General features: G+C 42.7%; 21 protein-coding genes. 7 read left to right on the plus strand and 14 right to left on the minus strand.

Translation table 11 applies throughout. The features are described 5' to 3' along the window. Nucleotides 1–105: 105 nt before the first annotated feature. The 4 genes from LDM98_RS08680 to LDM98_RS08695 form a co-directional block, all read right to left on the minus strand. Nucleotides 106–1,077 (minus strand): iron-sulfur cluster assembly scaffold protein, encoded by a 972-nt coding sequence (locus LDM98_RS08680; protein ID WP_223899011.1) that lies wholly within the window; start codon nt 1,075–1,077, stop codon nt 106–108. Nucleotides 1,078–1,104: 27 nt separating this feature from the next. Continuing rightward, nucleotides 1,105–2,310, minus strand: a complete 1,206-nt coding sequence (locus tag LDM98_RS08685) for a NifS family cysteine desulfurase (protein WP_223899012.1) — start codon at nt 2,308–2,310, stop codon at nt 1,105–1,107. A 267-nt stretch (nt 2,311–2,577) separates the two neighbouring features. Then, a complete protein-coding gene (gene folE, locus LDM98_RS08690; RefSeq protein ID WP_223899013.1) occupies nt 2,578–3,156 on the minus strand; it encodes a GTP cyclohydrolase I FolE in 579 nt (192 codons plus the stop codon). Between the two features lie 186 nt (nt 3,157–3,342). Next, complete coding sequence (locus LDM98_RS08695; protein ID WP_223899014.1) at nt 3,343–4,299, minus strand: A/G-specific adenine glycosylase; 957 nt, start codon at nt 4,297–4,299, stop codon at nt 3,343–3,345. A gap of 174 nt (nt 4,300–4,473) precedes the next feature. Here LDM98_RS08695 and LDM98_RS08700 point away from each other — a divergent pair, with 174 nt between their 5' ends. The 5 genes from LDM98_RS08700 to def all read left to right on the plus strand — a co-directional run bounded on the left by LDM98_RS08700 (nt 4,474) and on the right by def (nt 9,006). Then, a complete protein-coding gene (locus LDM98_RS08700; protein WP_223899015.1) occupies nt 4,474–5,469 on the plus strand; it encodes a hypothetical protein in 996 nt (331 codons plus the stop codon). Nucleotides 5,470–5,532: 63 nt separating this feature from the next. Further along, complete coding sequence (locus tag LDM98_RS08705; RefSeq protein WP_223899016.1) at nt 5,533–6,345, plus strand: hypothetical protein; 813 nt, start codon at nt 5,533–5,535, stop codon at nt 6,343–6,345. A gap of 134 nt (nt 6,346–6,479) precedes the next feature. Beyond that, a complete protein-coding gene (tig, locus tag LDM98_RS08710) occupies nt 6,480–7,772 on the plus strand; it encodes a trigger factor (RefSeq protein ID WP_223899017.1) in 1,293 nt (430 codons plus the stop codon). A gap of 109 nt (nt 7,773–7,881) precedes the next feature. Continuing rightward, the gene (clpP, locus tag LDM98_RS08715; RefSeq protein WP_223899018.1) at nt 7,882–8,469 is read left to right on the plus strand and encodes an ATP-dependent Clp endopeptidase proteolytic subunit ClpP; all 588 of its coding nucleotides are present in this window, start codon (nt 7,882–7,884) and stop codon (nt 8,467–8,469) included. 12 nt (nt 8,470–8,481) lie between these two features. Next, nucleotides 8,482–9,006, plus strand: coding sequence for a peptide deformylase (gene def, locus LDM98_RS08720; RefSeq protein ID WP_223899019.1), 525 nt, complete (start codon nt 8,482–8,484; stop codon nt 9,004–9,006). A 29-nt stretch (nt 9,007–9,035) separates the two neighbouring features. Here def and gdhA read toward each other — a convergent pair whose 3' ends face one another. Then, the gene (gene gdhA, locus LDM98_RS08725) at nt 9,036–10,388 is read right to left on the minus strand and encodes an NADP-specific glutamate dehydrogenase (RefSeq protein WP_223899020.1); all 1,353 of its coding nucleotides are present in this window, start codon (nt 10,386–10,388) and stop codon (nt 9,036–9,038) included. Between the two features lie 88 nt (nt 10,389–10,476). Here gdhA and LDM98_RS08730 point away from each other — a divergent pair, with 88 nt between their 5' ends. Then, entirely contained in the window at nt 10,477–12,066 is a 1,590-nt protein-coding gene (locus tag LDM98_RS08730; RefSeq protein WP_223899021.1) for a YifB family Mg chelatase-like AAA ATPase, read from the plus strand. A gap of 22 nt (nt 12,067–12,088) precedes the next feature. Here the strand turns inward: LDM98_RS08730 and LDM98_RS08735 are convergent, their stop codons facing one another. Continuing rightward, nucleotides 12,089–13,153: a YeiH family protein gene (locus LDM98_RS08735; RefSeq protein WP_223899022.1), complete on the minus strand. Its 1,065-nt coding sequence runs from the start codon at nt 13,151–13,153 to the stop codon at nt 12,089–12,091. Nucleotides 13,154–13,272: 119 nt separating this feature from the next. Between LDM98_RS08735 and LDM98_RS08740 the strand changes: the two genes are divergently transcribed. Beyond that, nucleotides 13,273–14,172, plus strand: a complete 900-nt coding sequence (locus LDM98_RS08740) for a LysR family transcriptional regulator (protein ID WP_223899023.1) — start codon at nt 13,273–13,275, stop codon at nt 14,170–14,172. A 3-nt stretch (nt 14,173–14,175) separates the two neighbouring features. On the opposite strand, the gene mobA is transcribed toward LDM98_RS08740, so the two are convergent. The 8 genes from mobA to gspG form a co-directional block, all read right to left on the minus strand. Continuing rightward, on the minus strand, nt 14,176–14,751 hold the full coding sequence (gene mobA / locus LDM98_RS08745) for a molybdenum cofactor guanylyltransferase MobA (protein WP_223899024.1): 576 nt from the start codon (nt 14,749–14,751) through the stop codon (nt 14,176–14,178). Then, nucleotides 14,748–15,866, minus strand: a complete 1,119-nt coding sequence (locus LDM98_RS08750; protein WP_223899025.1) for an MFS transporter — start codon at nt 15,864–15,866, stop codon at nt 14,748–14,750. Before LDM98_RS08750 ends, mobA begins: the two co-directional genes overlap by 4 nt. Continuing rightward, the gene (locus tag LDM98_RS08755) at nt 15,863–16,348 is read right to left on the minus strand and encodes an RDD family protein (RefSeq protein WP_223899026.1); all 486 of its coding nucleotides are present in this window, start codon (nt 16,346–16,348) and stop codon (nt 15,863–15,865) included. The genes LDM98_RS08750 and LDM98_RS08755 overlap by 4 nt, the downstream gene beginning before the upstream one ends. Then, complete coding sequence (locus tag LDM98_RS08760) at nt 16,348–17,085, minus strand: TIGR04219 family outer membrane beta-barrel protein (RefSeq protein ID WP_223899027.1); 738 nt, start codon at nt 17,083–17,085, stop codon at nt 16,348–16,350. Before LDM98_RS08760 ends, LDM98_RS08755 begins: the two co-directional genes overlap by 1 nt. A gap of 1 nt (nt 17,086) precedes the next feature. Then, the gene (locus LDM98_RS08765; RefSeq protein WP_223899028.1) at nt 17,087–18,301 is read right to left on the minus strand and encodes a type II secretion system F family protein; all 1,215 of its coding nucleotides are present in this window, start codon (nt 18,299–18,301) and stop codon (nt 17,087–17,089) included. A gap of 89 nt (nt 18,302–18,390) precedes the next feature. After that, the gene (locus tag LDM98_RS08770) at nt 18,391–18,807 is read right to left on the minus strand and encodes a hypothetical protein (protein WP_223899029.1); all 417 of its coding nucleotides are present in this window, start codon (nt 18,805–18,807) and stop codon (nt 18,391–18,393) included. Further along, entirely contained in the window at nt 18,804–19,352 is a 549-nt protein-coding gene (locus LDM98_RS08775; RefSeq protein ID WP_223899030.1) for a prepilin-type N-terminal cleavage/methylation domain-containing protein, read from the minus strand. Before LDM98_RS08775 ends, LDM98_RS08770 begins: the two co-directional genes overlap by 4 nt. Before the next feature lie 9 nt (nt 19,353–19,361). Next, complete coding sequence (gene gspG / locus LDM98_RS08780) at nt 19,362–19,793, minus strand: type II secretion system major pseudopilin GspG (protein ID WP_223899031.1); 432 nt, start codon at nt 19,791–19,793, stop codon at nt 19,362–19,364. Nucleotides 19,794–19,837 lie beyond the last annotated feature (44 nt).

Consider the following 19,837-nt stretch of genomic DNA (forward strand, 5'->3'; position numbering starts at 1 on the left):
TGAATGGTATGCGTGGAGCGTACTGTATGATAGGATGGGATTTAAAGTTGATGGGTTGTGTGAGAAGAGAGACACCAGAGGAAATACTCTGGTGTTAATATATGTTTATATAGGTAAAACCCTGATGTTTTCGTCCAGTTTTTCTTTTAAAATGTTCTCTATGGCGAAAAGCGTACCTGTACTTGAACTTGCACAACCAGAACATGCACCTAAATAACGGATGTAAATGTCAAAGTTCACACCGTTCTCTTTGATGTCAAGGATCTCCATGTCGCCGCCATCCATCACAAGCATTTGTCTGATATTTTCATCAACTACTTTATCCACCGCTTTGATACGCTGAACGATAGTCATTTTAGCAAAATCAGCAGTAGCACCTTCATTACCGAGTGTTGCACCCGCCGCCATTTTTTCCTTTTCATACTCTTCTAACAGGTCTACAAGATAGACATCTTTTTCTTCGTGTCCGCCAGGTTTGATACATGATTTACAAAATGCACCCGCTTTGGTGTAATCTGTGATCTGTTCAACTGTGGTAAGCTCATTGAGACGGATCACCTCTTTGAGTGTAGAGAGGGTGACGCGTGCACATTCACATACGATCACTTCTTGTTCAAAGCTGTCTATATCCACACCTTTGTACTGTGCAGCAGCTTTTTTGATCACATCATAAGCCATGACCGAACAGTGCATTTTTTGCGGTGGTACTGCCGGGGTATCCGGTTCATCACGCATGGCTTTTTCCACGTCAATATTCGTGATCTTTACTGCTTCATCAACCGTCTTACCTTTACAAAGCTCAGCCATCGTGTCAGAAGAGGCGATCGCTGTACCACAACCGAAACTTTTGAATTTAGACAAAAGAATCCTGTCTGTTTCAGGATCCACTGCCCAGTAGAGTCTTACGGCATCGCCACAGCTCTCTGCACCGAAGTCAGCAACGATGAGTCTGGCACCCATTGCTTTGGCTTCTTCTTCAGTGATCTCACCCATGTTTTGCGGGTTGTTCATTAAATCTGTTACTTTATTGCTGTACTCATCCCAGATGGTACCGCCTACTAAACTATCTATACCCATAATATATCCTTTATTAAATTTTTTCTATTAATGATGATGAGCGTCTAATCCGCTCTCATGACCGGCTGGTGCATATGCGTATGAACTTGAGATTCCTCTCAGTCTTATCACGGCTGCTTTGACCACTTTGAGTGTGTAGTCCAACTCATCCTGCGTGGTGTAGCGGCTCAGTGAAAAACGGATAGCCGTATGTGCCAAATCTTCTGCTGCACCTATAGCTTCCATGACCGAGTTTGCCTCGAGGTCTTCACTCGCACAGGCAGAACCCGTACTTGCACCGATACCTGCACGGCTGAGATCCCATAACATCGATTCACCTTCGATACCTCTGAATGAAATGAGGATGGTGTTTGGTGTTCTTTTTTCTCTTGGTGTGACGACGAATGTATCTTCTATTTTGAGGAGTTCATCTTCAAAATGGTCTCTCATCTTTCTGATCTCCGACATTTCATAGTCAAGCGCATCGATCGCCTGCTCCATTGCTTTACCCATACCTACGATCCCAGGTACATTAAGCGTACCTGAACGGTATCCACCCATTTGTGAACCGCCATGAAGCAGCGGCATAAGCTCTTTGCCTTTTTTCATATAGAGGGCACCTACGCCTTTAGGTCCATGGAACTTATGCGCCGAGAATGTAAGGTAGTCTACATTGAATGACTGTACATCTACAGGTATTTTTCCTATAGCCTGTACGGCATCCGTATGAAAAGGTACATTGTGTTTTTTACAGATAGCACCTATCTCTTCTACCGGGAAGATAGCACCAGTTTCGTTGTTCGCCCACATGACCGATACAAGTGCCGTTTTATCCGTAATGCTCTCTTCTACACTCTGGGCTTCTATGAGTCCTTCACTGTTGATAGGAAGATACGTGACCTTGCATCCCATGTTCTCTAAAAATCTTGCAGTGGCAATGACAGAAGGGTGTTCCACTTCAGAGACGATAATGTGGTTCTTTTTACCTGTCAATATCTGATCGAAATAGATACTTTTGAGTACCCAGTTGTTACTCTCAGTTGCACAAGAAGTGATGATAACAGAATCCTCTCTAGGAGAATTGATACCTGCATAGATCCTTTCCATACCGGCTTTGATACCAGGGTGTGTGTCACTTGCAAATATATGTAACGAGTTTGGATTACCGTACTTTTGTACAAAATAAGGTTCCATCTCAGCGAAGACCTGGGGGTCAACGATCGTTGTTGCATTATTGTCTAAATAGACCTTCATTCGTTTCTCCTTTGAATGGAACACATCCATTCAATTTTATTTGTAATGATATTCATTTTAATTAAGACTATTTTAGTCCTAATTAGTTTTACGCATGATACGCTGTTATTCTTAAATTAAGATAAATTTTAAATTAAAGAGGAGCGTTTTACTCTGATTTATAGGGTTTTTAGTTGAGCTCTATCAGCGTAGTTTGAAAGGTAGCGTATATATGATAGCATGTATCTGTCAGTGATAAGACCCAAATACGGACAATGTCCGTTTGGTTTAAAAATTTGAAGGGGTGGGTGTATTGATAAGATTATAAAATTCATTTCTGGTACGTTCATCACTTTTAAAGAGGCCTCGCAACGCAGAACTGACTGTGGTGGAATTGATCTTTTGCACTCCTCTCATCTCCATGCACATATGGCGTGCATGTACGACTACGGCAACCCCTTTAGGTTTGATCGTCTCAGAAATAGCATCCGCGATCTGTTCGGTCATCTGCTCTTGTATCTGCAGACGTCTGGCATAGACATTGACGATGCGGGGTATTTTTGAGAGACCCACTACTTTGCCATCAGGTATGTATGCTACATGGGCACGTCCTATAATAGGAAGCATGTGATGTTCACACATGGAGTAAAATTCTATATCACGTACCAGTACCATCTCATCATTGCTTGTACTGAACAGTGCTTGATTCAGTATCTCCTTGGGGTCTTGTTGATACCCTTCTGTAAGGAACTGGAGTGCTTTGGCAACACGGCTGGGTGTTTTAAGTAAGCCTTCACGTGTAGGGTCTTCTCCCAAAAGTTCAAGGACTTTGGTCACAGCCTGTTCAAATTCTTCTTCTTTATTCATCATTATGCCTAATCAGATATTTTTCACATTGTAGCTAAAAACAATTTAACAATCTTCTATTATCCATCGGAATGCTTTTGAACAAAGCTCAAAAACTATTTTGTCACTGTGACTACTTACGATTCGGCATTTAGTGCCTCACTTGCACTGCAATTTAGTTGCTTGTCAGCAGTAAGGCTCATACGGCTAGTCGTATTTTAGAAAACTGTTATATAGATTGACTATTTTCTCATCTACTTTGGAGATCGCGAGTTTTTGTATCTCATCTTCACTAAAATAGTCAGTTTGTTCAGGAGCATTCTCATAATAGAGATAGACTTTACAGTTGAGCTTAAAGTGCGTATAGGCATGGGTGACTTCTCCCAGATACTCAGAGGCACACTCCGGGATCTCCACAGATTCAAAGCCCCAGAGACCATGCAGGAACTTGCCTTCTCTTTGTGTCAGTGAGAGTTTACCCTCATAGATACGGACAAGAATGTTTTGTTCTCTGGTCGGTACCACACGTTTCTTTTTTGCAGGATAGCGTTCGGGGTCTTCTTTTCCTTTACAGATGTCGCTAAGAGGACAGGCCCCACATTTTGGGTTTCTGGGCAGACAGACCGTTGCCCCTATATCCATCATTGCCTGGTTGTAGTCAAAGGGATTGACTTTGTCTACCAGGTCATAAGCGATCTCCCAGAGTCTTTTCTCAGTGGGTGTGATGAGCCTGTGCAGACGGCAAAGTATACGTTTTACGTTGGCTTCCATGATAGGAACAGGCTGGTTAAAGGCAAAGGCAGCAAGAGCATGGGCTGTATTTTTGCCGATACCTGGAAGTTTGATGAGCTCCTCTATATTGCTTGGCAGAGTCTCTACAAGTGTGGCGGTCCTGTGTAAATTTTTGGCACGATTGTAGTATCCAAGCCCTTCCCACATTTTCAATACATCATCCAGAGGTGCTTCAGCCAGATTTTTAAGCGTAGGAAAACGTTCAATAAATGGGATGTAGTATCTCTCCAATACGGTTTTGACCTGTGTCTGCTGAAGCATCACTTCCGAGAGGTAGATATAATACGCTTCATCTGTATTACGCCAGGGCAGGTCCAATCGTCCGTTTTCTAGGTACCAGTCTTGGATGGTTTGGTGGGTTTTTCTATACATGGATGGGATTATAGCATGTGTTGCTTGCACGCTCAGCATCAAGATGAAGAAAATCATATCTAAGAGCATACAAGCAAAAATTTTTATGAAGTAGCGTTTATTTTATGGTTAACCACATATTAATACAACTTTTATTACCATAAGAGATTCTATTGAACACGATAAGGAAGACGTATGAAATTAAAGAAAATGATACTGGCATTTTTGATGCTTGTTGGACTGGCAAAGGCGGATGTGCATTCCAACACGACAGAGACAAAGTTAACTGCAGAACTTTGGGGAAATGAAGGGAATCAAGGAGCCCAGTTGGATGCGTTGATCAAAAAGATCAATACCATTGGTTATTCTGTGGTACAAGCTAACAGAAATATAGAGGTGCATTGGCAAAATATGTTCAATGAGAAGACACTGGAGATGATCTCTTTCTATGGTCTTGTAAATATAGAGGCATTGAGACCGCTTTTGCTTGAAAACCCGGATTTTGGCGCCTATGCCCCTTTTAACTTCTTTGGATACAAAACACTTGATAAAGAGGATAACAACACCTGGTATGGACACCTTGCTCCGGATACTATGCTGGATATCATCGGTGAGAAAGATGCAGAGACAAGAAAAGCATTTACAGATATGGTAGGTTCTTTTGATGCACTGGTGGAAAAAGAGATGAAGCCTACAAAAACCAAAAGATTTGAACATACGAAGCCACTACCGAAAATCGGATTGACAAGAATGGTGAAAAAGTTTGAAAGAACAGATGATATGGAAACATTTGTTGAAGATTTTGTCATGGACCATGACGGACGTTTCTCTCAACATCATTTTGTCATTGCCGGATTCATTGATTTTAAATTTGAATATGCAGATATGGAACTGGCATTTGACAAATACGATGCGTACTGGGTCTCTATGCTTTGTCACTTTGAATTCTCAAATGCTATTTTTAACAGGGGTATGCCTCAAGCAGGTATGTTCGCACCATGTTCAGTCTATTTCTATGTGCCTAAAGGAACCAATGAACTTCACGTAGGATATGCAAGCGTAGATAACTGGATCAATGCACTCGACTTTAAAGACCAAAAACGTATTGACCACATGAGGGCGATCGATGCAGAAGTAGTTGAAACTTTCAAAGAGATGGGCTTTGAAGTGGTAACCCTTGGTAAAGACTAGCGGTTGCAAGCAACAAGTCAGATCAAGCAACAAGTTAAATTAAAGAGAATGAAAAGGATATAGATGAAATTTACCAAAATGGCATGGGCGTTCTTATGGGTATTTGTGGGGGTACAGGCAAGTGCGCAAGGAACTAAACTCGATATCAGTGCACCTGCACCGGAAGTGTTAAGCACGTATTATGCCGCCAAAGCACAGGGTGCGGATGAGGTAGTGTCAAAGCTGAAAGCCAACGGTTTTTCTGTTTTGGCTACGACTACGCCGATCAAAGGTGCAACGGTGATCACGGTGACCAATGAAGAGCTCAAAGCTACAAACACCTGGCTGGCAACACTCAATGTGCTTGTAAATGAAAAAGAAGTACGTGTACAGAATCCATCCTACTTTGGTGCTGCATACCTTCAGGACAAGTATACTTATGGTCAGTTTGCCGGAACATTGAAGTCTCTTCAAAAAGCACTGGGCGACCTTTATACGGTAGAAGATGAGTTTAAGCTTTCGAAACTTCCCCATTACCAGTTTATGATGGGTATGGCCCATGTTGAAGATACGATCGAAGTAGCTGAGGGTGAAGAACTGGAAACAAAGCTCAACGGGAATAAATATGTAGCTTACAGCCTTAAACTTCCTGATGGTTCAACATTGGTCGGACACAACCTAAGAAGCAGAACCAATAACTTTCTGCTTAAGATCGATGCGGCGCATAATGCACATATATTGCCGTACAGAAGTATGATCAAAGAGGGCAAAGCGGTGATGCTGGACCCTAAATATTATTTGGCGGTCTCTCTGCCTCTTTTAAGTATGACAGAGTTTATGAGAATAGCTTCTGCCCCGGGCAATATAGAAAAAGATATCAAAAGAACCTATAGATAATATGACTTTTTGGCTCTTCAGCGTTGTGCTGGAGAGCTGTTTTATCAACCCCTTTTTTCCCCTATGATTTTAATGCTTATTGGTATTTCAACATTATTTCGATAAAATCACGTAATTATATATAAAGGAATGTAGTGAAAGTTACAGTAAATAAAGTAGACGACGCAAATATTATCGTTAGCGGTACTATAGAAAACAGTGCTGTTGAAGAGAACATTAACAAGATGGCTGTTCAAGCTGGTAAAGAAATGAAAGTAGATGGATTCAGAAAAGGTAAAGTACCTGCACACGTAGTGAAAAAGCTGCATGGGGACAAACTTGCTCAGGATGCCGAAGGTGAAGTACTCAGAGAGCTTATTGATGCGGGTATGAAAGAAGCGGACATCAACCCTGCCGATATGATCGGCCAGCCTACCTTTAAAAAGTATGACAAAACAGATGCCGGTATCGATGTTGAGGTAGAGATCTCTACCAGACCGGTATTTGAAGCAGAAGGTCATATGGATGTGCTTCCAGCCTTTGAAAAACCAACGGCATCAGACAAGGCTGTTGAAGAAAAATTGAATGAGATCGCAGCACAGCAAGCGCCTTATGAAAAGATCAAAAGAAAACGTATGGTAAAAGACGGTGACATGGTAGTGATCGACTTTGAAGGTTTTGTTGACGGTGTAGCATTTGACGGTGGTAAGGCTGAGAAATTCAGCCTTAAGATCGGGTCTGGACAATTCATCCCAGGATTCGAAGAGCAGATCATCGGTATGAAATATGATGAAGAGAAAACGATCACAGTGACTTTCCCTGAAGAGTATCAATCATCTGACCTTGCAGGTAAAGAAGCAGAATTCAAAGTAAAACTTCACGAAATTCAAGAGCAGGTGCCTGCAGAGCTTAATGATGAGCTTGCACAAAAACTGCTTCAAGGTGAAGAGAATGCAACACTTGAAATGCTGACTGACAGAGTGAGAACACAGATCGAATCAACAGAGATCTCAAAACTCTATAATGAAGATCTTAAACCGAAATTGGTTGAAGCATTGGTAGAGAAGTTTGACTTTGCACTGCCGAACAATATCGTTGAACAGGAGATCGATGCAAAGGTCAATGGAAGAGCCAGAGAAATGAGCGAAGAGGAGTTGAACTCTTATAAAGAGAATCCAGAAAAAGTTGAAGCACTTCGTGAGGAAGTAAGAGCGGATGCAGTCGCATCTGTGAAAGCGACATTTATTGTAGATGCACTGGCTAAAAAAGAAGGTGTATCTGTAGATGACCAAGAAGTATCACAGGCTATTTACTATGAAGCGATGATGAGCGGCCAAGATCCACAACAAGTGATCAAATACTACCAGGAAAACAATCTTCTCCCTGCTGTGAAAATGGGTATGATCGAAGACAAACTCTTTGGTAAGATGTTAGGTTTAGACAAGTAATACAGGCAGATAAATAGCAACATATGTTGCTATTTGCTCTGTTAACCTATAGAGTGTATAGTTGAGTGGATAAAAAATCTATTTAACTATATATTATTAAAGGAAAAAGATGAGTTATATTCCATACGTTGTAGAACAGACCGGTAGAGGTGAAAGATCCTACGATATCTATTCACGGTTACTTAAAGACCGTATCATTATGCTAAGCGGAGAGGTCAATGATCAAGTGGCTTCCACTGTGGTGGCACAACTTCTTTTTCTTGAAGCACAGGATCCGGATAAAGATATTTATTTGTACATTAACTCTCCAGGGGGTGTGATCACTTCCGGACTTTCAATGTTCGATACAATGAACTACATCAAGCCGGACATTGTCACGATCTGTATCGGCCAGGCGGCATCTATGGGTGCTTTCTTGCTTTCCTCCGGGACAAAGGGTAAACGCTATGCGCTGCCGCATGCACGTATTATGATCCACCAGCCTTCAGGCGGTGCACAAGGACAGTCAACAGATATCCAGATACAGGCACAAGAGATACAAAGACTCAAAGACACACTCAACGAGATCTTGGCAGAGCAGACTGGTAAAACAACCAAACGTATTGAAAAAGATACGGAGAGAGACAACTTTATGTCAGCCAGAGAAGCATTGGAATACGGGCTTATAGACAAAGTACTCACAAAAAGTTTTACCTAATAGAGACAGTGTATGGTTAGAGAAATAGTAGTATATCCGGATAAAAGGCTCAAACTTGTCTCAAAAGAGGTAGAGTCTTTTAATGGTGCATTACATGATCTTCTGGATGACATGTATGATACGATGCGTGCCCGTAACGGGGTAGGCCTCGCAGCCATTCAGGTCGGTGTGGATATACGGGCACTGATCATCAACGTTCCTTTAGAGGGTGCAGACGGAGAACATGACCAGCCTAAAGAGAATACACTGGAGATGATCAATCCTGTGATCCTTGAAAAAGACGGTTCAGAAAAATTTCAGGAAGGATGCCTCTCTGTACCGGGTATCTATGAAGAAGTTGAGCGTGCAAAACATGTGAAAGTAGCATATCTTGACAGAAATGGTACGAAGCATGTGATAGAAGATGATGATTTTCTTGCGATCGCCATACAACATGAGATAGATCATTTGGATGGCAAAGTATTTATTGAAAAACTCTCTTATATGAAAAGAAAGAAATTCGAAAAAGAGTGGAGACGAAGACTCAAAGAGGCGTAAGCCAAGACCAGAGTATCTGTGCCTCTCTTTTACACTCCCTGCATGATCATCGCATCTGCCACACGTTGAAACCCTAAGATATTCGCAGCAGAGATAAGATCCATGTCGAGATCATACTCATCGCATGTTTGCTTGAGGTCACTGTAGATATTTGACATAATATCTTGCAATCTTTGATCTACTTTTTCAAAGGAAAGATAATTAAGTGAACTGTTTTGGCTCATCTCCAAGACAGAGACAGCCACACCGCCGGCATTGGCTGCTTTGGCTGGGCCAAAAAGAATGTTGTGCTTCTCAAAAAGTGCGATAGCTTCAGGTGTTGTAGGCATATTTGCACCTTCTGAAACGATCTTTACATCATTCTCTATGAGTAATCTTGCAGAACTTTCACCCAATTCATTTTGTGTAGCACAGGGAAATGCTGCAAAACATGGGATGTTCCATACAAAACTACTCCCCTCCGTATAGCTTTCTCTTTTCACATACGTGGCTTTTTTTCTCTCCAATGCATAATATTCCAGTGAAGCCCTTCTCTCCAGCTTTATTTTTTTTAAAAGTTCCAGATCTATACCGTTACTATCATGGATAGCACCCTTGGAATCCGAACAAGTGACGGGAATGGCACCGATCTCATACAGTTTTTCTATCGCATGGATAGCAACATTACCGCTGCCGCTGATCGTACAGATCTTTCCTTTGAGTGTTTCTCCCATATCCTCCAGAAGGGTCTGTGTGAAATAGATCAGTCCATAGCCTGTTGCCTCGGTGCGTCCCAAACTACCGCCCAGAGAAAGGGGTTTAGATGTGATGATGCTGTCATAAGAGTTGGTGAGCTGTTTGTACTGCCCGAAAAGATAGCCCACTTCTCTGGCCCCTACACCTATGTCTCCACCCAGGATATCGATATCTGCACCGATGCTGTTATAAAAAGCAGACATAAAGGCTTGACAGAACTTCATGATCTCTTTATCGCTTTTGCCTTTAGGATCAAAATCAGCACCACCCTTTGCTCCCCCTATATGAAGCCCGGTGATCGCATTTTTAAAGATCTGCTCAAAAGCAAGGAATTTCAGGATATCGGGATTGACCGAAGGATGAAAACGTACGCCGCCTTTGTAAGGGCCTAAGGCATTGTTAAATTGAATTCTGTACCCGTTATTGACATGGATGATATTGTCATCGTCCATCCATTCTATTTTAAAGTGGATCTCTCTGTTGGGAACCATGATACGGTCTATGATATTTTGATGGAGATATTCGGGATGTTTATCTAGCAGTGGCTGTATCGTATCCAGCACTTCTTTCAATGCCTGAAAAAACATAGTATCACTTTTATAGTTACTTTTCTCCGCACGCGTCAATGCTTGCTCAATATACTCCATAGACTTCCTTTGTATGTATGTGAATCAAATTATATTACAATTTGACATATTTTTAATTATTTTTTCGAATTTAGTGCATCATAACCCTATGAATGCAAAAACCAATAGTGGTACTCCACCCCAAAAACAACAGATTCAAAGTAAACAAAAACCTAAAAAAGAGTCTATAGTGAACAGGTTGACCTGTGCGACACTTGAAGGTGTGAATGCACAGGTCATAGAAGTGGAAGCGACATTTACTAAGGGACTTCCTGGATTTACGGTGGTAGGTTTGGCCAGCAGTGATATTCAAGAAGCCAAAGAGAGAACAAAGTCTGCACTGCTTACCAATGATTTTGTTTTCCCTCCGCTGAAAATTACGATCAATTTGAGTCCTTCGGATCTAAAGAAATCAGGTACACACTTGGATCTGGCCATGGCATTGCTTATTGCTATGCATAAAACGGCAGTAGAGGAGGAGGGACTTTTTGTCTTTGGTGAACTCGGATTGGATGGAAAGGTGAAAACAAGTTCCATGCTTTTTCCGCTGGTCTTGTCCCTGAAAGAACAGGGCTTGGTCAAGCGGGCTATTGTCCCTAAAGAGTCTATTCCCTACTTGAGTCATATCTCCGGAGTAGATTTTATCGCTGTGGATTCATTGAACGAGGCGATTGAGATATTGAAGCACAAAAATTTCAAAGCCAATGTACAGGCATTTTCCTACAAATCTGAAAACTTTATACTGAAAGAGAGATCGTATTATTACGAAAAAAAGTATGAGAGTGATTTTAGTGATGTCAAAGGACAATCCATAGCCAAGAGAGCTTCGCTCATTGCGGCAGCCGGAATGCATAACTTTTTGATGGAAGGGAATCCGGGATGCGGAAAGAGCATGATAGCCAAACGTCTCAAAGATATCCTGCCTCCGCTCTTTGAAGAGGAGATACTCTCCATTGCCAAACATCAGTTTTTAGACGGTGTGACACCAAGCTTTTCAGCCCTGCGCCCTATACGGTCTCCTCACCACACTGCCACTTCTGCATCTATTTTCGGGGGAGGCTCATCTGTAGCCAAGATAGGAGAGGTAGCTCTTGCACATAAAGGGATACTCTTCTTTGATGAACTTCCCCATTTTTCCAAAGCAGTCCTTGAAGCCCTTAGAGAGCCTTTGCAGGACAGAAAAGTACATATAGCAAGGGTCAATGCCAAGATAGAATATGAAGCCGATATCATGTTCGTGGCAGCGCAAAATCCTTGTCCATGCGGGAATCTGCTCTCTAAGAGTAAAACCTGCAGGTGTTCAGAACTGGAGATCAAACGCTATCAAAACAAACTTTCCGATCCGTTTTTGGACAGGATAGATCTTTTTGTTGTGATGCAGGAAGTCAGCAGCGACGATAAAGGAGACATCAGTTCGGCCCATATGCACCAGGAGGTGCTTAAAGCATTTAAGATGCAAAAAATACGTGGACAGGAACGCCTCAATGGCAAATTGCGTGAAGAGGAGATCGAAGCGTACTGCACTGTGCATAGTGAGGCTTTAGGGATATTAGAGGGTGCCATACAGCGTTTTGCACTCTCCCACCGCTCTATTGCCTCGATCAAAAAAGTAGGGCGTACCATCGCTGATCTGAATGGACATGAGAGGATAGAGAGATCTGATATGCTTGAGGCGCTCAGTTATAGAAGAAGGAGATAGAAAAGGATCGATCCGTTCGGTATTAAAATACCGAACAAACTGCTTTAGTAATGATAAATCCACCGATAACCAGCCATGCGAACATAGCTGAAGCCGTATAGACAGGTGCGAGTCCAAGTCCTTTGAACTTCGCAAAACGTGTTCCCATACCAAGCGCGGTCATCGCCATCGTCAGTAGGAAAGTATCGATCTCATTGATAATACTTACGATATCTGTAGGTACAAGGTGAAGTGAGTTAAAGCCTGCCACACCGATAAAGTAAACCGCAAACCAAGGAATCACAAGTTTCACTTTTTCACCAGCACCACCCTCTTGTTTGGCACTATAGCTTAGGTAGATACCAAGAATGATCAGCATCGGAGCGATCATAATGACCCTGGTCATCTTAACAATCACAGCAGCATCCGCCATCTCCTTGGGTGCACCAGGTACGGAAGCAGGCACGGCAACCACCTGGGCCACTTCGTGGATCGTACCGCCTACATAGATACCAAACTCTTTTGCTGTCATATGAAGGAATCCGGCAGCAGGTTCAATGATCGCTGTGTAGAGTACAGGGTAGAGGAACATTGAGATCGTACCAAAAAGAACAACCATCGATACCGCGATGGCTGCTTTGTACTCTTCAGATTTGAGTACAGGCTCAGTAGCAAGTACAGCTGCTGCACCACATACCGATGCTCCTGAAGCAGTGAGCATAGAGGTATCTTTCTCCATACCGAAGATCTTGTGTCCTAGCCATGTACCCAGGACAAAGGTAGAAGCCAGCATGATAAGTGAAACGAGAAATCCTGCCAATCCTACATCGATGATCTCTTGGAACGTCAGTCGGAAACCATAGAATACGATCGCAAAACGAAGGATCTTTTTCCCTGAAAAAGTGATCCCCCCCTGCCATGCTTCCGGCGTCTGGTTATGTAGAGTATTGGCATAAAAAATACCTATAACGATACCGATAACAAGCGGTGAGATACCCAATGCTTGGACAGCAGGAAAATCTGAGATAAATGTTGCAGCTGCTGCAAAGATAGCAACAAATATAATACCGCTCATCGTACCCTTACGATTTTGTGGAGAAAATGGCATAAATATCCTTTAATTCAAAATTATTGATAACATTCTCAGAATTCTACTATAATTTTGATATAATTTACAAACTATTTTGTAATTAATGCTAAAAATCAATTCTAAAGAAGAGAAAAAATATGAAATTAACACTTAGACAAATGGAGATCTTCCTCAATGTTGTGGTCTCTGGACATCTGACGAATGTGGCTAAAGATATGAAGCTCAGTCAATCAGCGATCTCCATGTCCATTAAAGAATTAGAAAATATTTTGGGCCGTCCTGTGTTTGACCGGATCAATAAAAAACTGGTGCTGAATGAAGTGGGACGTGCCTTTTATAAAGAGATTGACCCTATTTTTAAAAAGCTTTCAGACATTGAGTATGAATTTAAGAATTCAGAGAACAAGGGGATGATCAGGGTAGGAGCAAGTACCACGATCGTAGACTATTTGATGCCTGCCATTATCTGCAGTTATATGAGTTCTTATCCCGATGTGAAGATCACGCTCAAAGAGGGGAATACCAAAGAGATCGCAGATATGATCAAAGAGGGGACGATCGATATAGGTTTTGTTGAAGGGCTTGTTCCGGGTTCAGAGATCGTCAAAGAGAAAATAGGGGTGGATGAACTGGTGGTTGTCACAGCAAATAAGGAGCTTTGTAAACCATGTACGATAGATGAACTGGAACAAAAAAGATGGGTCCTTAGAGAAGAGGGATCAGGTACAAGAGAGGTCTTCCTGGGGTATATTAAAGAGAAAGTGGACAATTTAAATATTTTCCTTGAACTTGGACATACGGAGTCTATTAAAAGTATTCTGATGAACGGCGAATGTCTGACCTGTATCTCTAAGATCTCGGTGAAAAATGAACTCGAGGAAGGGAAACTGTGTAAAATTCCTGTAGAAAACTTTGAGTGCAAAAGAGATTTCCTGATGATCTATCATAAGGACAAGTATCACAGTTCACTGTTTGAAAAGTTTGTCTTCTTCTCCCGAAAACTGATGATGCAGATGATAGAGGGGCAAAAAGCCTAGGTATCAACGGTTTTCAAAACGCTTAAGGGCTTGTTGATACTCTTCGGGATGGTTCAGGTTTGTAAACGGTGCATCTTCATCAAATGCTACAAAGAGGGTATGGGCAAGGTGCAGCAGATCACCCAATCTATGGTTCTCTTTTTCCAGTTGCATATAGGCCAAAGGTAGGATAGACCTTTTATAGAGTCCACAAAGAGGTTGTACACCACTGGGACTTTGTGCAACGATCGCATCGCATCCGCTTTCTTCCTGTGCCAAAAGTTTCTCTATGGTCTCTTTGTTGACAAAGGGTGCATCCACACTTAAAATAAAAACCTCTTCTGCTTTTAACGTTTCAAACACGGAGATCAGTCCTACAAGCGGAGAGCTTTCCGTATAGCTGTCCTGGATCACCCTGCAGTCAAAATCGAATTTATTCTCTTTCGCCGAGATATAGACTTCGTCGAACAGGCTACTGAGTTTAGACTGTTGAAATTCAGCCAGCGTAGGGTAGGTGGCAAAAGGCAGTAGAGCCTTGTCCTCACCCATACGGGAACTTTTCCCTCCGGCAAAGATAACGGCATAGGTCGTTTTTGTCATACGCTGACACTCTCTTTACGTTTTTGATGGATCAGCAAGACGGCAAACGCCATAAAGGTGATGAGAGACTCGACCAAGAAAAGATATGTTCCGTAGACCTGACCGGAGAGTACAGCCCCGACTGAACCCCCTAGTCCGAATGCGATACCCAGAAAAAACTGTTGTGCAAGTTTTTTCTGGGTGTAGAGTGAAAAGACATAGGTGATGGCTGCGGTATGGTAGAGTGCAAAACCGATGGCATGCAGGGATTGCGAGGCAAAGGTCAAGAGGATCGAGTCCGGAAAAAGATAGAGTATCATCCATCTGAATGCCGTGACCAGTGTAGCGAACTGCAGGATACGAAGCAGGTTCCTTTGCAGAAGAGGGCCCTGAAAATAGTACATAAAAATTTCACAGATCACGCCGAAACTCCACATCCAACTTGTCATTTCAAGTGAGACACCATGCGCGGTCTCGTAGATGGTAAAAAAGTTATAGAAACCGCCAAACCCCACTTGCATTAAAAAGATAGAAACCCAAAATGCCCAATACTGTGTAAGTGAAAATGAGGCATCTTCCTGCGGGGTAGAGTGGGAGACCGTATCATATCTAGTGAGCATAGCACCAAAAAGAAGGGTTAAAAATGCTACGGCACTTAAGTAATAGAGTGCTTCATAAGGTGAATCAAGTACTTTCCCCAGCCACAAAGCAATCCCCATAAACCCAAGAGAGCCCCATAAGCGTACTTTACCGTAAATGTCTCTTGACAGAGAAGCCAGAGCAATGGTCTCAACATAAGGAAGAGAGATCCCCATCGCAGCGCCAAAAAGAAGGTTCGCTGCAAGATAGACCCAAAAATTCTGTACGGTGGCCAAAAAAAGCAGGGTACCCACAAAGGTAAAGAACAAGGAAAATTGATAGACCTTGGGACTCAGGGAGAGGAAATGCCGAAACACAAAAGGGAGCAAAAAGCGCATGAAAGGGGCAGCTGAAAAAATGATACCTACTTCCATAGGGGTATATCCCAGGTCCAGCAACACTTTTGGCAGGAAGATGACATAGATACCGACAAGGGCAAAGTAAAAAAAGTAGTAAGCCCCTAAAAGCGGTGAAAAAAATGTATTGAGCGGTTTCATTTTTTGTTGACAACAGCCGTTGCAGACAAGAGGTCATGCAGTGTCTTATTGTCTTTCCTAAAAAACATCAGTGCCCAACCCAAAAAGGTGAACAGAGAAAGGATTGCAGCCAGATTTCTAAAGAGGATGATAAAAAACGAGGGTTTCTTTTTGGTATGTTCATCAATGAGCGTCATATTATAGGCACGATACCCGGGTGTCTGTCCCGTCTTATACATAAAAAGTGTCTGCAGGACGACCAGAGGGACGAGTATATAGATCCAGCCCACTGTTTTATGTTCAGCAAAATCCTCCCTGCCATCCATTACAAGATAAAAGACAATATACATAATAGGCATCAGCAGCATAAAAGCATCGGTCAAAAAAGCTTTGACTTTCAACCCTGCGGATGCGTATCCATTCTGGTTTGATGAAGATTTCACTTTGGGTGTCTGTGCTTGGAGCTTCCCCTGTTTGATCTCTCTAAAACGCTGTTTAGCCATTAAAAATCCCAAATCACAGCGGCATAGGGACCAGAGAAGTCCACGTTCGCATCAAACCCACTGACCAATTCATCACTCTCCAGATGAGATGCTTTATACCCGGCTTCCAGACCCAGTCCCATAGCCAGGGTATAACGGGCAGAGAGTTCATAATCATACGCGGTGATATCCCAGTAGCTGATGGCATTGGCTTCAAGCTGAAAAGAGAGATCCGTGACAGGCAGAGTAAAACGTACTTTACCGTAGAGCATCGGTATCCAGGTTGAAAAGTCTGCAACATCACTGCTTACATTGCTGCGCACACCCATATTCCCGGAGATATATCTGAGGGTAAGCCCGGCATCCGTTTCGGCCCAATTATCAAGCAATTCATAATAGAGTGTGATATCGGTCATGTCAAGTGACAGGCTGCTCTCTATCGTACTGTTATAGGTATGATCTCCCCATGTGAAGTCATTGACACTGCTGCTTCCCTCATGTGAAAGTGTGGTATATCCCAATTTGATATTGGGGATGAGAGGCAAAGGATGTTCCCAATAGGCTTTTAAAAAGGTATCTTGTGCTTCGCTGAAGCCCAGAGTCTCTTCAATGTCTGCAGCATTTCCTTTATAAGAGGCGTTGCCGTTTGGCTGATGGTTGAAAAACCCAAGAGAGATCTCTCCCCCTGCCGTATCGGCATGAAGCCTGCTGAGTGTGATCAGTAGTATGAAGGGTATGATTTTTTTTATATTCACCATGTTATTGTAATCCTTGTGTCATCGTAAAGATAGGTAGAAGCATCGCTGAGACGATGACCCCTACAACCACACCGATAAAGAGCATCATAAACGGTTCAAGCAGACTGAGAAGCAGTTTGAGTTTGTCTTCATTCTCTTCGGCATAGAGTGCAGAGGTATTGTCAAGGATCTGTGCGACTTCACTGGACTCTTCTCCCAGGGCCAAAGATTGCATAAAATTGCGTTTGAGTTTGATGCCTTTTGACATTTGAAGGGCATTGGAGAGTTTATTCCCTTCAAGCACTTTCACGGATGCTTTTTCAAACAGGTCACGCAAGCCATGATTTGCAAAGGTCGCCTTGGCAAGCTGTACGGCTTGGGCATAGGCTACACCTGAGCTGAGCATGAGTGAGAGAATGTACGAAAACCTCCCCAGTTCATGGTTTTGGATCAGCGGTCCCAGAACAGGTATCTTCAGCAGCATTGCATCAATGATACGGTGAAAGGTCTCTATTTTGGCATACGCAATTTTAAATATGAGGATCACAGAGAGGCTCACCACGATGATAGCAATATAGTGAGCGGTCAAAAAATCACTCAGCCCAAGCACAAATTGCGTGATCGGAGGAAGTTCCTGACCGGTGTCTTCAAAAATACCTGTGATCTTCGGTACCACAAAAGCGATGAGAAAAGAGGTCATTCCTATGGCAACGATAAAAATGATGGCAGGATATACCATCGCGCCTTTGACCTGTTTTTTGACCTTGTTCTGCGCAGAGAAAAAATTGCCCATGTTGGTTAGGACCTCGACCATTTTCCCCCCTTGGCCTGCAACATTGAGACTTTGAAGAAAGAACTCGGGCAGTGCATAGACCTTTTGGGTATTGAGCGCATGGTAAAGAGACTTCCCTTCATCGATCATGGTTTTCACGGAATTCAGAAAAGAGACGTATTTCTTTTCGCCTTCATGCTGGTTCTCAAGAAGCTTGACGGCAGTCAGTATGGTCATGCCTGATTTGAGATAAGAGGAGAGTTCCTTGGAAAACGTACTCAGCAGTTCTCCTGGCATTTGACGTTTGGCAAAGGCTTCAAGCGAAAACTCTTTGGTCGGTGTAAGCCCTTCATAATAGATATGTTGTGTACGCAGTTTTTGTCCTGCTTCTTCCTCAGAACTTGCCGTAACAGTACCTTTGACCTTTTTCCCTGTTTTGTCAAAACCTTTGTACTTAAAAAGCATACGCGTCTATGTCCTTGCAGTAGATTATAGGTATTATAACTTTTTTAGCTGTATCTTGCTATAGGAAAAGAGAAACGGGGTGTGACACATTATTGAAAGGCATCTAATGTAAAATGATAATATCTGGAAGAGTGTTTACCTTTGAGCATCACTTCATTGATGATGGCTGTAGGTCCTCCCTGCTCAGGCAGAGGGGTGATCCTGACCTCTTCAGGGATATATATCTCCCTACTGTTCTTTTTCAATATCTCACGGCTTTTGAGCTCGTCTATCTTGAAAGAGCCTGCCAGTATCTCATAAGCACTCTTTGTCTCTTTATGTTGCTGAAAAATAGCAGTGTCTAAGTAGAGAGAATCCTGTAAAGCGCGTTTGTTCCTTTCCGAAATGTAGACGATCTGTTCACGGTTGTCCGTATGCACTTTGAGTACAGGGACGATGGCCAGTGAGAGGATGATCACAGAGATCAGGATCTCAATAATGGTAAACGCGGGACGTAACCGTTTCAATAGAACGCTCCGCTGTCGGATGCCAAAGTCGTGTTCCTCAACCAATACTCTTTTGCTTCTTCGGGGGTAGAAAAGCGTTGAGGATCTCCAAAAAATGCAGGAAGAAAATAGCTTCCCTCCTCATTTTTTAAAATGAGCTGTGTGGAGCTTCCATTCTTGAAAAAATCCATGACCAGACAGATCTCCTGATCTTGGTAGCGCCCATATTCGACACGGGTCAGTGCATCATAGCTGTCAAGTGTATAGGCTTGTATATTGGTGAGGTCTATAGGACTTGTATACGCCTCAAACGGGGAGGAGAGATCCGGTCTGAAGTAACAGGCACGACACTCATCGATACAGAGAAGGGTACCCTCTCCCCTAAAGAGCTCGGATGAGCGTATATTGGATTTAAGATTCAGGGGAGTGAGCGCTTTTGGTTTTTGTTCCCCTATTTCAACCCCCTCAAAACCAAGAAAATAGACCATGGAGATAATGAGAATAACAATGAGAAGCTCTAGAAGAGAGAATCCTTTGCTCGTGTTATATCTCTGGATAGTGGGCATAAAGAGAGCTTATTTGTTACATTCACTGAAGAGAATATCTCTATTGCTCTCTTCTCCACCCTCTTTTCTGTCCGCAGCAAAGGAGATGAGTTCGAACCCTTCTCCTTTCTTGATATAGACAAAAGGTGTTTTCCATGAGTCTTTAGGCATCTCCTTGAGGTAGGGTTTTGCACGGTAATTAGGGTATTTATCCGGATCCGGGTTGCTTAACAGTGCTTCAAACCCCTCTTCTGTTTCAGGGTAGGTCCCGTTATCAAGTTTGAACATGTCGAGTCTCTTTCCCAGATCGTTCATTTTTAAACAGACTGTATCTCTTTTGGCCTCATCTGCAGCATCCATAAGTCCTGGTGCCACAACAGCAACAAGTCCTCCAAGAATAACGATCACGATGAGTAGTTCTATCAGAGAGAAACCGGCTCTTAGCGTCATGTTTTTTTTCATATATGTCCTTTAGTTTGCTTCGGTATAATATTTTGACTCAGTTC

It is taken from the genome of Sulfurovum sp. TSL1 (assembly GCF_019972135.1).
Taxonomy (GTDB): Bacteria; Campylobacterota; Campylobacteria; order Campylobacterales; family Sulfurovaceae; genus Sulfurovum.

Excerpts from the sequence above, each read along its gene's own strand:
- LDM98_RS08705 (WP_223899016.1), top strand. The coding sequence starts at position 5,533 with ATGAAATTTACCAAAATGGCATGGGCGTTCTTATGGGTATTTGTGGGG.
- gdhA (WP_223899020.1), bottom strand. The coding sequence starts at position 10,388 with ATGGAGTATATTGAGCAAGCATTGACGCGTGCGGAGAAAAGTAACTAT.
- LDM98_RS08775 (WP_223899030.1), bottom strand. The coding sequence starts at position 19,352 with ATGCCCACTATCCAGAGATATAACACGAGCAAAGGATTCTCTCTTCTA.
- LDM98_RS08760 (WP_223899027.1), bottom strand. The coding sequence starts at position 17,085 with ATGGTGAATATAAAAAAAATCATACCCTTCATACTACTGATCACACTC.
- LDM98_RS08735 (WP_223899022.1), bottom strand. The coding sequence starts at position 13,153 with ATGCCATTTTCTCCACAAAATCGTAAGGGTACGATGAGCGGTATTATA.
- LDM98_RS08765 (WP_223899028.1), bottom strand. The coding sequence starts at position 18,301 with ATGCTTTTTAAGTACAAAGGTTTTGACAAAACAGGGAAAAAGGTCAAA.
- LDM98_RS08695 (WP_223899014.1), bottom strand. The coding sequence starts at position 4,299 with ATGTATAGAAAAACCCACCAAACCATCCAAGACTGGTACCTAGAAAAC.
- LDM98_RS08755 (WP_223899026.1), bottom strand. The coding sequence starts at position 16,348 with ATGGCTAAACAGCGTTTTAGAGAGATCAAACAGGGGAAGCTCCAAGCA.
- LDM98_RS08740 (WP_223899023.1), top strand. The coding sequence starts at position 13,273 with ATGAAATTAACACTTAGACAAATGGAGATCTTCCTCAATGTTGTGGTC.
- LDM98_RS08700 (WP_223899015.1), top strand. The coding sequence starts at position 4,474 with ATGAAATTAAAGAAAATGATACTGGCATTTTTGATGCTTGTTGGACTG.
- LDM98_RS08750 (WP_223899025.1), bottom strand. The coding sequence starts at position 15,866 with ATGAAACCGCTCAATACATTTTTTTCACCGCTTTTAGGGGCTTACTAC.
- LDM98_RS08680 (WP_223899011.1), bottom strand. The coding sequence starts at position 1,077 with ATGGGTATAGATAGTTTAGTAGGCGGTACCATCTGGGATGAGTACAGC.
- folE (WP_223899013.1), bottom strand. The coding sequence starts at position 3,156 with ATGAATAAAGAAGAAGAATTTGAACAGGCTGTGACCAAAGTCCTTGAA.
- LDM98_RS08730 (WP_223899021.1), top strand. The coding sequence starts at position 10,477 with ATGAATGCAAAAACCAATAGTGGTACTCCACCCCAAAAACAACAGATT.
- LDM98_RS08685 (WP_223899012.1), bottom strand. The coding sequence starts at position 2,310 with ATGAAGGTCTATTTAGACAATAATGCAACAACGATCGTTGACCCCCAG.
- mobA (WP_223899024.1), bottom strand. The coding sequence starts at position 14,751 with ATGACAAAAACGACCTATGCCGTTATCTTTGCCGGAGGGAAAAGTTCC.
- gspG (WP_223899031.1), bottom strand. The coding sequence starts at position 19,793 with ATGAAAAAAAACATGACGCTAAGAGCCGGTTTCTCTCTGATAGAACTA.
- clpP (WP_223899018.1), top strand. The coding sequence starts at position 7,882 with ATGAGTTATATTCCATACGTTGTAGAACAGACCGGTAGAGGTGAAAGA.
- def (WP_223899019.1), top strand. The coding sequence starts at position 8,482 with ATGGTTAGAGAAATAGTAGTATATCCGGATAAAAGGCTCAAACTTGTC.